General features: G+C 60.2%; 10 protein-coding genes. 2 read left to right on the top strand and 8 right to left on the bottom strand.

From position 1 onward, the window contains the following. Positions 1-2 precede the first annotated feature (2 nt). The 7 genes from WJU23_RS09525 to WJU23_RS09495 form a co-directional block, all read right to left on the bottom strand. Positions 3-2,018: a cytochrome c gene (locus WJU23_RS09525; protein WP_346332326.1), complete on the bottom strand. Its 2,016-nt coding sequence runs from the start codon at positions 2,016-2,018 to the stop codon at positions 3-5. Continuing rightward, complete coding sequence (locus tag WJU23_RS09520; RefSeq protein ID WP_346332325.1) at positions 2,015-2,656, bottom strand: hypothetical protein; 642 nt, start codon at positions 2,654-2,656, stop codon at positions 2,015-2,017. The genes WJU23_RS09525 and WJU23_RS09520 overlap by 4 nt, the downstream gene beginning before the upstream one ends. Before the next feature lie 285 nt (positions 2,657-2,941). Continuing rightward, on the bottom strand, positions 2,942-3,718 hold the full coding sequence (locus tag WJU23_RS09515; RefSeq protein WP_346332324.1) for a hypothetical protein: 777 nt from the start codon (positions 3,716-3,718) through the stop codon (positions 2,942-2,944). Next, positions 3,715-4,932 carry an amidase gene (locus tag WJU23_RS09510; protein WP_346332323.1) on the bottom strand — a complete coding sequence of 406 codons (1,218 nt, stop codon included), beginning with the start codon at positions 4,930-4,932 and terminating at the stop codon, positions 3,715-3,717. The genes WJU23_RS09515 and WJU23_RS09510 overlap by 4 nt, the downstream gene beginning before the upstream one ends. Positions 4,933-5,089: 157 nt before the next feature. Then, positions 5,090-7,504 (bottom strand): protein kinase, encoded by a 2,415-nt coding sequence (locus tag WJU23_RS09505; protein WP_346332322.1) that lies wholly within the window; start codon positions 7,502-7,504, stop codon positions 5,090-5,092. Between the two features lie 43 nt (positions 7,505-7,547). Then, positions 7,548-8,315, bottom strand: coding sequence for a sigma-70 family RNA polymerase sigma factor (locus tag WJU23_RS09500; RefSeq protein WP_346332321.1), 768 nt, complete (start codon positions 8,313-8,315; stop codon positions 7,548-7,550). Between the two features lie 82 nt (positions 8,316-8,397). Then, the gene (locus tag WJU23_RS09495) at positions 8,398-10,284 is read right to left on the bottom strand and encodes a DNA topoisomerase IV subunit B (protein ID WP_346332320.1); all 1,887 of its coding nucleotides are present in this window, start codon (positions 10,282-10,284) and stop codon (positions 8,398-8,400) included. 275 nt (positions 10,285-10,559) lie between these two features. Here WJU23_RS09495 and WJU23_RS09490 point away from each other — a divergent pair, with 275 nt between their 5' ends. Together WJU23_RS09490 and WJU23_RS09485 are read left to right on the top strand one after the other, a co-directional pair. Continuing rightward, positions 10,560-11,324 (top strand): hypothetical protein, encoded by a 765-nt coding sequence (locus WJU23_RS09490; protein ID WP_346332319.1) that lies wholly within the window; start codon positions 10,560-10,562, stop codon positions 11,322-11,324. Next, positions 11,321-13,300, top strand: coding sequence for an ATP-binding protein (locus WJU23_RS09485; RefSeq protein ID WP_346332318.1), 1,980 nt, complete (start codon positions 11,321-11,323; stop codon positions 13,298-13,300). The genes WJU23_RS09490 and WJU23_RS09485 overlap by 4 nt, the downstream gene beginning before the upstream one ends. A 197-nt stretch (positions 13,301-13,497) precedes the next feature. Here WJU23_RS09485 and WJU23_RS09480 read toward each other — a convergent pair whose 3' ends face one another. After that, positions 13,498-15,567 carry a TonB-dependent receptor plug domain-containing protein gene (locus WJU23_RS09480; RefSeq protein WP_346332317.1) on the bottom strand — a complete coding sequence of 690 codons (2,070 nt, stop codon included), beginning with the start codon at positions 15,565-15,567 and terminating at the stop codon, positions 13,498-13,500. Positions 15,568-15,696 lie beyond the last annotated feature (129 nt).

The following is a 15,696-nucleotide window of genomic DNA, read 5'->3' as shown; positions in this document are numbered from 1 at the left end:
GGTCAGGGGTTGGGGGAGGTTGAAGAGGCGGCGGTTTTTTCGCCAAAAGCTGCGCGAAGATAGGCCAGGACATCGTGGATCTGCTGTGGCTGAAGGACTCCGCCAAAGGGGGGCATGGGTTTGCCCTGGGCACCGTGGGTGATGATGTGGAGGAGCTGGTCGTCGGTTTTGGCCAGGGGTGCCTCCGGGCCGCGCTGACGGAAATTCGCCGCTGCGAGCTGGGGCGCGCCGGGGAGGCCGCCACCGCTGCCGTCCGCCTGGTGGCAGGTGACGCAAAAGGTGGCATAGACCTGGCGGCCGGCTTCGGCATTGGGGCCGGTGGTTTTTCTCTCTGCGGCGGCCAGCAGCGGGCTGGACAGAGGGCCGGTGAAGACCTTCCCGTCCAGCAGGCGGGTGAGGGTGTAGAAGGCGAGCGGATTTTCCAACGCGGCACCATTGGCGGAGTGGAGTTTTTCCGGCTCGATCTCGTAAATGTAGCCGGGGTCCAGATCTGCCAGTCGCAGTTCCACAGAGCGGGCGTCTGCGGCGGGACGGATGGTGGTGACCTGGCAGGTGGCTTCATCCGTGCGCGGGGAGCCGGTGGGGAGGTAGAGGTAACGGAAGCGGCGGACGCGCCAGGTCTGCGGGGAAGCGAGTTCCTCTGCATCCATGGCGGTGGTGAAGGTGAGGCGGAAGCCGGCTGGCGTGAGCTGGATTTTTTCAATTTCCACGGGTGTCTTGCCGCTCCAGACGATGCGCTGCAGGCCGTCCCCCTGACCCCAGCCCCGGGTGGTTTGACCCAGGTAAAGGCTGCCATCCGGAGCGAAGGCCATGCGCATGTTTCCCGCGCGCAGCGGTGTGCCGGAGCGCGGGGGGACATCGCGGAAGTGCTTCAGGCCGTCCTTGCCGGCGGGGATGGTGAGGTTGTCGGCACCGCTGTTGGCCAGGATGGCCTCCAGCCCCACGGCATCGCGGATGAAGGGGAAGGCCGCGCCCTGGAATTCGCCGGCCACTTTTTCCAGAAACACCCGGCTGATGAGCTTGGTGAAATCGCCGATGAAAATCTGGCCTTCAAAGGGGCCGAATCTTCCTGCAGTGGTGTCCCACACGGGCTCCCCTGGGCTGCCGCCCAAGGCGCCATGGGGCAGGGCCACGGCCTCCGGGCTGCGCATGGCGGCCAGCGTGTCCAGGTCCTGGATGGGGCCGCGATAATCCTGCCGCCATTTCAGCGAGGCCGGGTGCCCATAAAACCTGCCGGGCTGTACGTGGACCAGTGTGCTGGTGGCGATGTAATCCCCCTGCTGATCGGTGACAAAGACATCCCCCTGCGGGCTGAGGCCGAGGCCGGCGGCGGCACGGAATCCGCAGGCCAGCGGTGTCATCGCGCCATCCGGGGCCACGCGCAGCACCCAACCCTCATACTGGCCGGGGGAGGGCTTGGCCTCACGGTGAACTTTTTCCAGGCTCAGAGGTACGCGGGGATAACGGGTGCTGATGGGACCCGCCACATCCGGCAGCCCCGTGGCGAGGAGAAAATGCCCCTGGGCATCCTGCCGCAGGCCAAAGGTGAACTCGTGCCAGTTATCCGTGACGCACCAGTCATCGTTGACGGTTTCATAATGATCCGCCACGCCGTCCCCGACGGTATCCCGCAGGCGGGTGAGCTCTGGCCGCTGAGTGACCAGGATCTCGCTCTCCGACAGGGCCAGCACGCCCAGCGGCTCATGCAGGCCAAAGGCAAACCTTCGCCAGGGGCCGGTGGCCGGCTGCGCGGTCACCCACACCTCCCCGTGCCGGTTCGCCACGACCAGGCTGCCGCCCGGGGTGAAGGCCACGGCGGAGATCTCCGGCACCATGGCCTCCGGTAGCGGTATCTCCTGGATCTCATAGGTATTGGCGGCGGCCAGGGCGGCCAGGCCGACGATGCCCCAAGCCAGGCTGCGCAGGCAGCGGCCGGGGAGGGGATTAACAAAAAGGGTGTTCACGCGATTGCTGGCGTTGAATCTTCCGGCCGTGAAAAAGAAGCGGGAGGGTGTCATTTCGTGAGGATGTCAGAGGCGGGACTGATTCGGACGGTGAAGAGGCTGCCCTCCGCAAATCGCCACTTCCCCGGTGTGACTTCCGTCCCTCCCTCCAGAGTGACCGTGGCATTCTCCTGCGGTTCCACGGTCAGAAAGGCCGGGCCGCCGCCCGCAGGCAGCGTAAAGGTGCGCACCACCCCGTGTCCATCCTGGCTCAGCCGCAGGCTTTCCGTCACCGGTAGCCCATGCAGGGTGAACTCAAAGACGACCATGTTCTTCTCATAACGGTAGCCTTTGAAGCGGTGCCCCGGGTCCGCCGCCGCCTCTCCCAGGCGCAGCGGATGCAGCAGATGCTCGGTATAAAAGGGCCGGCCTGGCGGTTTGGCAGGCTTGTTGATCTTGGCCTGAAAAGTGGGGGACAGGTCCACGCCACCGGCCCAGATCTGATTGATGCCCCCGCGCAAGGGGTCATAACAAAGGGAAACCCCCGGAGATAGCTCCACCGCAAAAGCGGATGGTCCGGCCTCCGGCATGAAGGTGCGGTAAACACGCGGGCTCAGTGCTTCCGCCCCGTCCCCGGCATGACAGGTGGCTGCCAACAGCAGGGACAGTGACATTGGCAGCAGGGCGCAGAGAGCAGGGTGGGGGCAGTTCATCCTTCTGAAAAGATACACGCGCGCGGGCGGTTCTTTCTCATAGTTTCTGACACCTTGGCCAACTGCATCCCAATGGCCGCGATGCGTGCGTCCCCCCCGGAAAGACCCCTTGCTAAGTCACGGGCATCGGCTGAATCCTGGAATCCGCGCTTATACCGCTTTCCCTAAGGTTGTCCAGGACTCGGGACTTTCCAGTGACTGCGGCCATGGCCGAGCTGATGAAACAGCCACGTGGCTGTTGTTCGCCTTGTCATTCTGCCAGATTGCATCACCCCGCCGGGGTGCTCACAATGAGGCCAGCAGCGTCCGCCCGGTCGCCTTTGCTTCCGCGTCATCCTTTTCCACCGCAGGCATTTTCAATCCTTTGGCCAGATATTTGCGGGCATCGTCTTTATTGCCCGCCTGCGCATGGGCGCGGCCTAACTCAATGTAGTGCATCAGCCGGTTGGGATTGATGGCCACGGCCCGCTCGAGGCTGGCGATGGCTGCTTCGTTGGTCGCCTCCGGAAGCTTTTCATAGATCAGGGACGCCAGCGCCTTTTTGATGCCGCTGATGTCTGCCACATTCCGGTGCCAGCGGCCGATGATGTGCCAGGCCAGGTCATTGCGCGGATTCAGCTTGATGGCCCGCTCCGCACCTTCCTTGATCAGCTTGGAGCAGGCCACCTGCTCTTTGGAGCTTTGGTAAGGCAGCATCTTGCCGTAGCTGATGGCCGTGGAAAGCTGCGCATCTGAATTCCTTGGTGCGATCTTGGCCGCCCGCTGGCCATATTGCAGGGCGATGCCGCCCAGCCGTAGTTTCTCATTTGTGGAGGAGGTGTCGGCCATCAGGTGGCGATATTGGCGGGCGATGTACACCAGGAGGTCCGCATTGTCCGGCTGCAGTTTTTCCGCTGCCAGATAATAGGTGAGCGCCTGTTTTGCATCCAGTTTGAGGTCATAAACCTGTCCTGCCTGGATGAGTTCCTCCGCCGTCTGGGCGTGCAGGGAAGGGGGGCTGACAAAGAGGGTGGCCGAACAGATCAGGGCGCTAATACCGGCCCGCAGCATGGTGACATTCATTTCAGCTTGGAACTCACAATACGCCCGGCGTTCAAAAGTTGAGCTTCGCTCAGGCGGGGACCCACCAGTTGCAGGCTGGTCGTTTTCACCAATTCACCCTCCATTGGAATCGGAATGGCGATGGCAGGATTTCCTGAATAATTGAAGCCTACCGTATTTTGCAATGTGAAGTTATACGCCTCGAAAATGGCTGATCCGCCAAAGCTCGGAATGCGCGGGGGAAGCGTCTTCAGGGTCGGCAGGGCGATCATGTCCACCTGCCGGAAGACCTGCGCGAGGGCCCGCTGCCATTCGATGCGGCGTTTCAGGGCGGCATCGTAGCCGCCAGTCAGGTGCTCAATCTGGCCTAACAAAATGGCTGCCTTCGTTACGCCGGATACGCCGCGCTTGTTCCGGTACTGCTCATCATTTGTCCAGGCATCGCCCACGGCCACAGTCAGGCCGTCTTTCTGTGCCCGCTCAAATGCGGCTTTGAAGCGGTCATTGAGATTGATAATTCGGAAGCCAGCTTTTCGGAGTGCCTCGTCCACGGCCTTGTCCACCTCAGGGGCAGTACCGTCCACATACAGGCGGCCCACATCAAAGTTGCGTCCCACGGGTTTGTCCGCCACTGCCTCCTGGTATTCCCCATCAAACCCCTCCTTCAGCAAGGCCATGCCACGTGCCAGATTGGGAATGTTTTTGGCCAGCGGTCCGACGGTATCCAGATTGTCCGGTGACATCGGAAATACTCCTTTTAGCGAGACCAGGCCATAGGTCGTCTTCAGCCCATAAACCCCGCAGCAGGCCGCCGGGATCCGCACAGACCCGCCCGTATCCGTCCCAAAGGCCACATCCGCCATCCCGGTGGCCACTGCCACTGCCGATCCGCTGGAGGAGCCGCCGGAGATCAGCCGGTTCTTCCGGTCCACCGTCAGCGGGCTGCGAGGTGTGCCGAAATGCGGATTCACTCCGGAAGCGGTCACACCAAATTCGCTGGCATTTGTCTTGCCCACAATATGAACCCCCTGCTGACGGGTTAGTCTCAGGCTGGCCGCATCCTGAGTGGCTGGCGGGCTGGTCCGGGCAAGGTAGGCGGACCCCGCCGTCGTCACCTCCCCTTTGATATCAATGAAGTCTTTCACCGCCAGCCGCACCCCCTCATAGCCCTCAGGTGCCGGCCAGTGTTTCACAAACACATGTTCTGTCGGCGTGCGCGCCGGTTTGGTGGTCACACAACCGGTTAGGCCCGGAAATAAAAAAACAGCGGTTAACAGCGGCGAGGGGCGGAAGATGCACATGCAGATGCACCCACCAGAATGCATGGAGATGACGGACGCAATGTAAAAGCCACCACCGGGCAGAATGCCTGCCCCCACCGCGATGATGCCTTTATTGGGGCTGATTTCTTTTGAGGGCCAATGCCTTCGCTACCTCTTGCTGGATGGTTTCGCCACGCAGCTGGGTCGCCAGGATGATCCCCGTATCCCCATCAACCAGATAGGCTGCAGGAATGCCGCTGACTTTGTAGAGCCGGCATAACGAGGAGCTAAAACTCCGCCCTTCACAAATCTGCGGCCAGGTCATCTGGTGATCCGTGATAAAAGGCAGGAGCTTGAGCAGAGATTCGTTTTCATCCAGGCTGATGCTGATGATCTCCAGCCCCTCCTGATGGTGTTTTTGATAGGTCGCCTTCAGATAGGGTATTTCCTTCAGGCACGGTCCGCACCACGTGGACCAAAAATCCAGCAGAACCACTTTCCCTTTGTATGCAAAGGGGAATCTGATGGGCCGCCGGTCCACTGCAAGGGCGTCAAAGGCGGGAGCCTCCATTCCCGCAGCCAGCAGGCCGGGACCAGGGGTCGCTTTTGCCTGAACCAGGCTGAGCTCGAAGGGAGGGGTGATGACTTTCGCTTCAGGCTCCGCCAGAATCGGTGCACTGGATTTGATCCAGGTGAAGCTTTCCCCGGTGGGAGACAGGTTCCTGATCTCGTATTGGCTGCCCAAAATCTGGATTGCATCCAGTGCCCTGAACACACCTTTGCGCGCCGAATATCCGCTTCCGTCGCCCAGGTCCGCATACAGCATCGGATCCGTGGTGAAGTCGCCGTCGCTGTTGGCGTCTTTGAGCAGCACTTTCACCGCCCGTCCATCGGCCAGCCTCACTTCCCCCTCACTGAAGCAGTCCAGATGATAGACCAGCATGGGTGCCGCTTTGGGACGTGGCGGGTAGGACGGCTGACGGACCATCGTACGCATGTTCAGCCTTACTCCTTGGGTCATGGGGCCATAGGGCAGGTCCACCCATCCATGTCCGCTGAAAGTCAGAGTGCCGGTCGGGGAGGTATTGTTATTCTGGGCGGGCGGATCATCAGTCAGATCGCCATTGGCATTGGTATCCACAAAGATTCGCGGGCTTTTCTCCGGGATGTCGTCAATCAGCACGGTGATCGCCGTGCGGGATTGGGTCGGTCCCATTTTAAGCTGGCCGTAATAAGCCTCCGTCAGCCCCTCAGGAAGCCGCGTCACGTTCGCAGGTTTATCCGGCAGCGTGCGCAATGTGTTAGGCCGGTACGAGCGTGTTTTATCATAACCTCCTTCTTTAAAATAAGTCAGCTTCACTTCCTGAGGGCCGGTCGGGAGGGGCGGGGAATCTGTCTTCGCCGTCATCTGTGACGCGGCCGCCACCCGCGGAAGCGGCCGTGAGGGCAGCAACAGCTTGCGGGCGGCTAACAAAATGAAGACCAAAGCCGCCGCTGAAGCGGCGCCCCACAAAACAGACGCAAGCCGCCTGGATTTCCTGTTCTGAACAGGAATGGATGCAGATGCAGCACCATCGCCCGCCAGCCTCACCTCCGCCAGCTGCGTCCGCATTTCGCCCGCCGTTTGGTAGCGCATCTCAGGCCTCACCTCCAGCGCTCGCAGGACGATCTCGTCCAGCTTCACATCCACCTGGATCCGCTTCGAAAGCGGCTGCAGCGTCGCTCCTGGCAGTTCTCCGGTCAGCAGCTCATAGAGCACCACCCCCAAGGAATAGATGTCTGAGCGGTGGTCGGTCTTCGCATCCGCCTGCCGTTGCTCCGGGGCCATGTATTGCGGTGTGCCGGCACTGACCGTGTCGCCAGTGGCTCCACCTGGGGCAAAGCGGCTGTCATCATCCGCAGCCGGGTGGGCGATGATTTTGGCAATTCCGAAGTCGGCGATTTTCACCCGCCCCTGTTTGTTCATCAGCAGGTTCTCCGGCTTGATGTCGCGGTGTACAATGCCGTGCTCATGTGCATATTGCAGCGCCTCGCAGACTGGCGGCACGATGGCCAGCGCCTGCTCCGGCGTGAACTTTTCCGCACGCATGGCCTGGCGCAGATTCACCCCGTCCACATATTCCATCAGCAGATAAAAGAAACCCCCGCTCTCGCCGAAGTCATACACCGTCACAATGTTCGGATGGTCCATCTTGGCCAGCGCCTGGGCCTCCTTGGCAAAACGCCCGGCAAAGCTGCCGTCCTTTTTCGAGTCCGGAGCCAGCAGTTTCAGCGCAACGTAGCGGTTCAGGCTTTTCTGCTTCGCCTTATAGACTACCCCCATGCCACCTCGGCCAATCAGCTCCAGCACCTCCAGTTGCGGGAAGTGGGGAGCCAGTTCTTCCGGCGTCAGGACTTTCAGCGGTGGTGCCACCGGCTGGGTTTGCGCCGTCCAGTTCATGGCCAGGCTCATCAGGCACACCGGGCACAGGCCAGTCGCCGATTCTTCGGTCATCAGCTCGCCGCATTTAGGACAGGGTTTGGAGGAAGAGAAAGATTCGCTCATACCGGATGCCTGAAGGATTCGCCGGAAACAGTTTCAAAAAATCTTAACGGCTTCGCAAGGCATTGAAAAGAACACGGATTTCCGCCTCCACATCCGCCCCGTCCTCCAGCGTCGCGCCCACCTCTTCCCGCACCAGTATGCGGAAGCGCTGCTTCAGCCGGTGAACCAGGGTTTTCAGCGAGTTCAGGTTCATCCCCACTTCCTCGGCCAGCGCCTTTTGGTCACCATGCCCGGACTCTCCGGTCAGCCACGGCTGTAGTTTCTCAAAAACCTCCTGCCTCCCCTCATTCTCCCACTCTTGTGCCAGGGTCCGCAGCGCCCGCTCCAGCACCGTCAGCGCCCACTGGCGGTCAAAGGCCATGTCCGGGGAAAGCTGACTTTCATCCACCAGCGGTACCGCCAGCTGCGTCTCCACCTCCGGCCCGGCGATGGGGATCATCTCTATTCCCCCACCCCGCCGCAGGCTGCGCGCCGCCTCCTGCTGGCGCGAGAGGAAATGCTTCACCGCCCCCAGCAGATAAGACCGGAACCGGCCCTTGATCTGGTCCGCCGTGCGGATGGCCTCGCCTTTCAGCATGTAAGCGAAGAACTCATGCGCCACCTCCCTCGCCGCCTCCGCATCCCGGCCCTGCCAGCGTATAAAGGCCAGCACCGGCGCATAATAAGCCCCGCACAGCTCCCTCAGCGCATCCTGCCCTTCATGAGAAGCCTCCTTCGCCCGTGCCACCCGCGTCCACCGCGTCGTATGAAAATGCCCCGCCCCCTGGCCACCCGGCGGCAGCTTTCCAGGAACATCAAAAGGCGTCTTCATCGGCATCAGTATAACCTGTGCATGACGCCGCCCGCTGCAAAAGTTGCAATGAAATCCGCCGAGTGCGCAAAAACAGAAAACGTTACGCCGCCTCCGGCAGCGCTCCGTCCTCACCCTTGAAGTCCAGTTCCTTCTCAATGCGCAGGTTGTCCACGATGTACATCTGGCGGTCGGGGGTGTTTTTGCCCATGTAGAAGGTCAGCAGTTCCTTGATGCTTTTATGCTCCGGCATCATCACCGGTTCCAGGCGGATCTTGGGGCCGATGAAGTGCTTGAACTCATCGGGGGATATTTCTCCGAGGCCTTTGAAGCGGGTGATCTCGGCATTTTTGCCGCACTTGTGGATGGCGCGCTGGCGCTCCTCATCGCTGTAGCAATAGAAGGTCTCCTTCTTGTTGCGCACACGGAACAGGGGCGTCTGCAAAATGTACAAGTGGCCGGCGCGTACGATCTCCGGGAAGAACTGCAAAAAGAAGGTGATCATCAGCAGCCGGATGTGCATGCCGTCCACATCGGCATCGGTGGCCAGGATGATTTTGTTATACCGCAGGTCCTCGATGTTCTCGTCAATCTGCAGCGCATTGGCCAGCAGGTAGAACTCCTCGTTTTCATAGACGATCTTGCGGCTCAGCCCGTAGCAGTTCAGCGGCTTGCCGCGCAGGGAGAACACGCCTTGCGTATTCACATCGCGGCTTTTGGTGATGGAGCCGGAGGCGCTGTCACCCTCGGTGATGAAGAGGGTGCTTTCTTCACGCTGCTTGTCCTTGGTATCAAAGTGGATGCGGCAGTCGCGCAGCTTTTTGTTATGCACCTTGGCCTTGCGGGCGGATTCGCGCGCCGCTTTCTGGATGCCGGAGATCTCCTTCCGCTCCTTCTCATTGGAGAGGATCTTTTCTTGAAGCGCCTTGGCGATGTCCGGCTTCTTATGCAGGAAGTTGTCCAGTTCCTTCACCACCGTGTTGATGATGTGGCTGCGCAGGTTGCGCCCCTTCGGCTCCATGTGGGTGGAGCCAAGTTTGGTTTTCGTCTGGCTCTCAAAGATGGGCTCCTGCACTTTCACCGAAACGGCGGCGATGATCCCTGTGCGCACATCTCCCGGCTCGAACTGCTTTTTATAAAACTCCCGGCATTCCTGGACGATGGCTTCGCGAAAAGCCGCCATGTGCGTGCCACCTTGCGTGGTGTGCTGGCCGTTGACGAAGGTGTAAAATTCCTCCCCATAACCGGCCCCGTGGGTGAAGGCCACCTCCACGTCCGTCCCGTCCAGATGGATCACCGGATACTGCGGCTCCTCCGTCAGCTTCGCTGCGATGAGGTCGCGCAGGCCGTCTTTGGATTTAAAGGTTTCTCCATTCAGCTTCAGCGTCAGCCCCGGGTTCAGCCAGGAATAAAAGCGCAGCATCTCGCGCACGTAATCCAGCTTGAAGTGTACGTGCGGCGTGAAGTTCTCCGGATCGGGCCGGAAAGAAATGCGCGTGCCGTCCGCCTCCTCCGTCGCCTGGGGAGACTTCATGTTCTTTTGCACGATGCCCTGGCTGAATTCCATGGCCCGCGTCTGCTTGTCACGATAGGCCTGGATTTTGAACTCAATGCTCAGCGCATTCACCGCCTTGATCCCCACGCCGTTGAGGCCCACGGACCGCTTGAAGACCTCGCTGTCATACTTGGCCCCGGTATTGATCTGCGCACAGCACTCCATCAGTTTCCCTAGCGGGATGCCCCGCCCGTAGTCGCGGATGGTCACGCGGTGATTCTCGGTAATGTCCACCTCGATGAGCTTTCCGAAGCCCATCACATGCTCGTCAATGCAGTTATCAATCACCTCTTTCAGCAGCACATAGATGCCGTCTTCCGGCTGGGACCCGTCCCCCAGCTTGCCAATGTACATCCCAGGTCGCAGGCGGATGTGCTCCCGCCAGTCGAGGGACTTGATGCTGTCTTCAGTGTAGTTATGGGCTGGGGTGGACATGGGGAAAATCGGATGAGCTGAATGACTGACCGAATGGTTCACACTCTTGGTAAGGCGGAATGAGGTTGCGTCAAGGTGGGGTAAACAGGGGGATCCGCAGTACAAGATCCCCAGATAAACTTTTTTCGAATTATCCGCCCTCTGAATGGCCTCCATGCCAGGCATTCGTGCACTCTGCGTCTCTCCTCAGTGACACAGATATTCAAAAAAAGTTGAATTTCTTGTGGATTTTCTTGATATTTTATATAAATTTACATAACAGTTACAAATATCATATGCCCTTCCCGTTTTCATTCTTTGGCGATGCCAGCCCCGACGAGTCATTTCTCGGGCCTGTGGCAGCGCCATCTGATGTTGAGGGTATCAACAAAGCCGATCCACTGCCCTGGATGGAGCATGAGCAGATCCAGATGCATCAAGCCAGCCAGGCCCAGGCATCCATGACCGGTGGACTTGCCGCGCTGGCCGTGCAGCAGAGCACCTCTGCTCCTCTGGCCCCACCCTCCAGGCGGCTGGCAGATTATATGGCACCAGGCTCCGCCATTGCGGCCAGTCTGGCTCTGGCCGCCCAAGGCCCCGGAAGCATGCCTGCACCGATGGAAATTCCCCCTTCAAGCCCACCACCGGCCAGCCATTTCAATGCTGTGCAGAGTCTGCAAAGCCGCGATCTGGCCCAGCTGCGAATGGATCTGGAACGTGAGATTGAGCAAGTGCGCCAGGATCTCTTCGGCGCTGCCATGGGCGTCAGTGCTCTCAAGGACCGACTGGATGATCTGGAGACAACGGCAGTGAAACCTCCTGCGCCTGCCGCTGCTTTTTCACCTGCAGAAGCAGAGATGCTTATCCGCAGCTGGCTGGACAGCCACCTGCCATCCTACTTGCAGCAGGCGGTCCAGCACAGTCTGGACCGGGCGCTGCAGCACACTGTTTCCACGCTCAGCAGCACTGAATTTTTTCGCATGCCCGTGCATACTTCGGGCCTGAACGCCGAACGCATCCTCTCCCAGGCCCCGCAGATTCTCTCATCCTCCCTCTCATGAACTCGCTCCGACTTAGATTCCTGCTGCCGTTCGTCCTGTTTGGCTTTCTGCCGGCCATCGGTACAGTCCGTCTCATGGGCCATTCTCTGGAGTGGTTTTTTGGACTGGAGGGCGTGCTGCTGGGCGGCGGTGTTGTTCTTACCGGTTATCTCCTCAGCGGCTGGGTGCTTAAGCCGGTCGCCTCGGTCATGAATGCCACCGCCTCCGTGCTGCGCGGCGTACCGCCCACCAAAGACATCGCCCAATGGCTGCCTACTGATTTCTGGAAGCTGCGTTGTGACATCAACATGCTTTTTGCCAAGCACCGCCAGTCGCTCAATGCAGCCGAAACCCACGCCTGCCAGACCGCCCAGCGGCTGATGAATGCGGAGCGCCTTCTGCGCGAGGCCTTCACCGCCCTGCAAGGCATCTTTGCCGCCAGTGATGAGGGTGTCGCCGTGGTGGATTCCCAGGGCAGCATCATTGCCTCCAACGCGAAGCTGGATGAATTTCTGGGCAAACCGCTCGAAGAGCTCGGCGGGCGCGATGTCACCACCCTCGTTAAAGCCATCGCCAGCCGCTTTGTAGAAGCCGATAAAATGACCCTCTGGCTGGAGCAGGCCCGACTGGATCCCCAGTTCCAGGACATCGTCGAAGCTGACTTGGCGGATAAAAATGCCGGTACTTTCAGCATTCGCACCACTCCCATGCAGACCGATACGGGCGAAGTCATCGGCCGCCTCTGGATGGTGCGGGATTGCAGCCAGATGCGGGGCCTTCAGCGCCAGCTTCGCGAGTCACAAAAACTCGGCAACCTCGGCCAGCTCGCCGGCGGCATCGCCCATGATTTTAACAACATGCTCACCGCCATCCGTGGCAATCTGACCCTTGCCGAGCTCCAGCCCGCTTCCAACCAGAGCGAGGTCCGGGAAAAGCTGCAGTGTGCCAATCAGGCCACCCAGCGCGCGGCAGATCTCGTCAAAAGCCTCCTCGGTTACTCCCGCCGCAGCACCGGCCAGAGCCTGCGCAAGGTCACCAATGTCAAAAAGCTTCTGGCCGAAGTCCAGACCCTGCTCAAGCACAGCGTGGATCCCCGCGTGGACATCCGCATCCGCGCCGGCATGGACGCCTCCTTTGTGGTCTCGGATGCCACCCAGCTTGAGCAGGTCATCCTGAACCTCTGCCTCAATGCCCGCGATGCCCTTCCTGAGGACAAAGGCGTGATCGAAATCGCCATCGAAAACGTCACCCATCGCAGCCCTACCGGCGACATGGGCCCCGCCGAGTTTGCCATGATTGTCGTCCGCGACAACGGCCATGGCATTCCCGAAGACGCACGCGGCCGTGTCTTCGAGCCATTCTTCACCACCAAGAACAATGGCAAAGGTACCGGCCTCGGCCTCAGCATGGCCCAGGACATCATCCGCGAGCACGGCGGCTGGATCGAGTTCGACAGCGTGGAAGGTCAGGGCTCTGAATTCCGCATTTATCTCCCCCGCACCGCCGACCCGGAAAATGTCGAGGAAGAAGTCACGCCGGATTCTTCCAGTCTTGCCTCCCCCGCAGGCTCACGCGGCAACATCCTCGTCGTGGATGATGAAGCACCGGTCCGCTCCATCGCCGTCAACATGCTCACCTTCCTTGGTTATCGTGTGCTGGAAGCTGCGGACGGCCAGCAAGCGCTCGATATCGTTCTGGGTGGCCAGGAGCGCGTGGACGTCATGCTCCTGGACATCTACATGCCCAAGCTCAGCGGTCGCGACACCTTCAAGCAGCTCCGCGCCGCCGGCAATGACATTCCCGTCGTCGTCTGCAGCGGCTTCGTTATTGATCCAGATGAATTCGTCATCCTGGGTGAAGGCCGCAATCCTCCCGTGGACATCATGCTCAAGCCCTACTCATTGGACGGCCTCAGCAAATCCATGGCCAAAGCCATCAAGACCGCCCAGCCGCCGGAGGAATTCGCCCGCGAAATGCAGCCTGTCATGTCCGCGTGATCTTGTAGAAGCCCTATCGTCGTCTCTACCTACGCCAGCAGGTGGCGGGGGCATTGGGGCAGCTTTCACCCATTCCGCATGTTCTGGCCAGAGCGCTTCCCCAGGCCAAGAAAAACCCAGGGACAGGATTGAAATCCATAGCCCTGGGTTTCATGCCCTCTGGCATCTTCGAAAGCACTCAGAGGATGAGAGAATCATTAAAACCGGTAGGTCACCCGGAGGCGGAACATCCTCGGCTCCACCGGATGGATGTGCGTGCCATTGATGGGTGCTGCTTCATTGCGGAGCTGGCTTTCATAGGCGTACTCAATGTCGTTGTCATTGCGGTTCAGGAGGTTCAGGCAGTCCACGGCGGCTTCCCAGTTTTTGCGCCGGTAGCCCACCGTCGCATTCACCATGATGCTTTCGCGGCCACGGATATTGCCCGTTTCATCCAGCGGCCGGCCGGTGAAAGCGCGCACCCGCATGCCGGAGAACCAGCCGTCCGCATTGCCCTGGGCACCCAGGTTGATGCCACCGCTGAACATGACAGGCACGCTGTTTGGGATGCGGTCTGCGTTTCCGCTGTCCTTGAGCCGCGCATAGGTCAGGGCCACTTCCGCATCGGCGCTGAACCAGTGGTTAGGTCGCCAGTAGGTGGCCAGCTCCACGCCATAGCGCTCTGAGCCGGGGCCGGGTTCATTGGTGCCGGCATCGCCCACATACAGCAGTTCGCTGTCGCTCTGCAGCCAGAAGAGCGCCAACGTCGTCGTGGTCGTCGGGATGGCCTGCGTGCGCAGGCCGATCTCCGCTCCCATCGTCCGCACCAGAGCATCCGCTGCATTTGTGCGCGCCGTCACACCGCGCGAGTCATTGCTGTGAAAACCGGTGCCAAAGTTCAGGTAAAGCTCCGTCTCATGCCAGGGGCCGAAGATGGCGCTGAACTTCGGGCTCACGATGCCCGCCCACTCCGTGTCCTCGCCGGATACCGTGCTTTCCAGGGAGTCAAAGTAGTACAGGTCCCCGCGTAGCCCCAGCACTGTACGGAACCAGGGGGTCCAGCGGTTCACCATTTCGCCATAGACTCCCGCGCTGCCTTCCCAGATGTCATCCTGCCGCGTCCTGGCCAGGCGGTTGCGGTTGCGCGTGTCATACAGGCCGATGCCGTCAATCAGATCATGCCGCGTCTGGAATCCAAATGTAAGGTCAGATTCAATGCCAAACAGATTGCGGTCCTCCCAGGTGCGCGACACCTGGCCACCAAACACCCAGCGCTGCTCCGACTGCTCAAACTGGTCGCCAAGCGCTCCCTTGGTGAAATAGGTGAAGTTGGAAAACAGCTCCAGCGAGTAATAGATGCCATACACATTCGCCCGGGTCACCACATCATCATCGCGGTGTTCATAGGCCACGTTCAGGCTGTAGCGCTGGCTCTCACCGCCCGCCGTCGGGTCCAGCGTGTCATACCGGTCCAGCAGCCCGCTGCGTATCGCCCGGTTGGAGATCTGGTCCGTGCTCGTCCAGGTTCCGGAATAACCCATGAAGGTCACTGAAAACTTGTTGTCCTCGTCCCCGGCGAAGTAGCGCAGGATGCCGTTCCAGCGGCTGAACTCTTCGGGCTGCTGCCACGGGCCGTCATAGTAATTGTATTCCAAGCCATACGTCAGGCCCTGCTGCACCGCCTGTCCTTCCGCCGCCGCGACGGGTAGCGATCCGGCGATCAGCGCCCGGTAATAGTTGTATTCTCCAAACTCCAGTCTAACCATGTTTTGCGGCATCAGGTCCCAGAGCAAAAAGTTCGCGCTGCCTGCGGTGGAAAGGTCACCGTCCGCTGCTATGTAGGTGCCTTTGGCATAGTCAATCGCCTGGATCATCTCCGGGATGATCGGATTCAGGTCAGTATATCCCTGGCCGTGCGCGTGGGTGCGCATGTTCAGCGGCATGCCGTCCAGGCTGATGGCAAAATCAGTTCCATGGTCCAGGTTGAAGCCGCGCAGGAAATACTGGTTGGCCTTTCCGCCCCCCGCATGCTGGGTGATGATGACCCCGGGGATGGTCTCCAGGATCTCCCCGCGCCGCATCAGCGGGCGGGAGAGGAAGTCTTCCTGCGTGGCACGTCCTTTGGACGCACCATCGGTGCTGCCCAGCAGATTGCTGGCTTTGCCTTCCACCACCACTTCAGGCAGGGTGGTGGTTTCTGTGTCTGTCGGGGCCGCTTCCTGGCCGGAGGCCTGGCCGGCCACAGCCAGCACCAGGAAACTTTGAAAAATCAATCGGGAGAGATGCATAAAAAATCGGGAGTGAGATACGTATAATTGAAAACATCGCAGAACGGTGTACACACCGTTGCAAGGGGGGGAATGGCCGACCTGGAATCAGGCCACGGGGGTGCGCGTGAAAAGGGCCTCGCCTCAGTT

The sequence above is a fragment of the Prosthecobacter sp. SYSU 5D2 genome (genome assembly GCF_039655865.1).
Taxonomy (GTDB): Bacteria; Verrucomicrobiota; Verrucomicrobiia; order Verrucomicrobiales; family Verrucomicrobiaceae; genus Prosthecobacter.
This window is presented reverse-complemented; position numbering and strand designations above follow the sequence as displayed.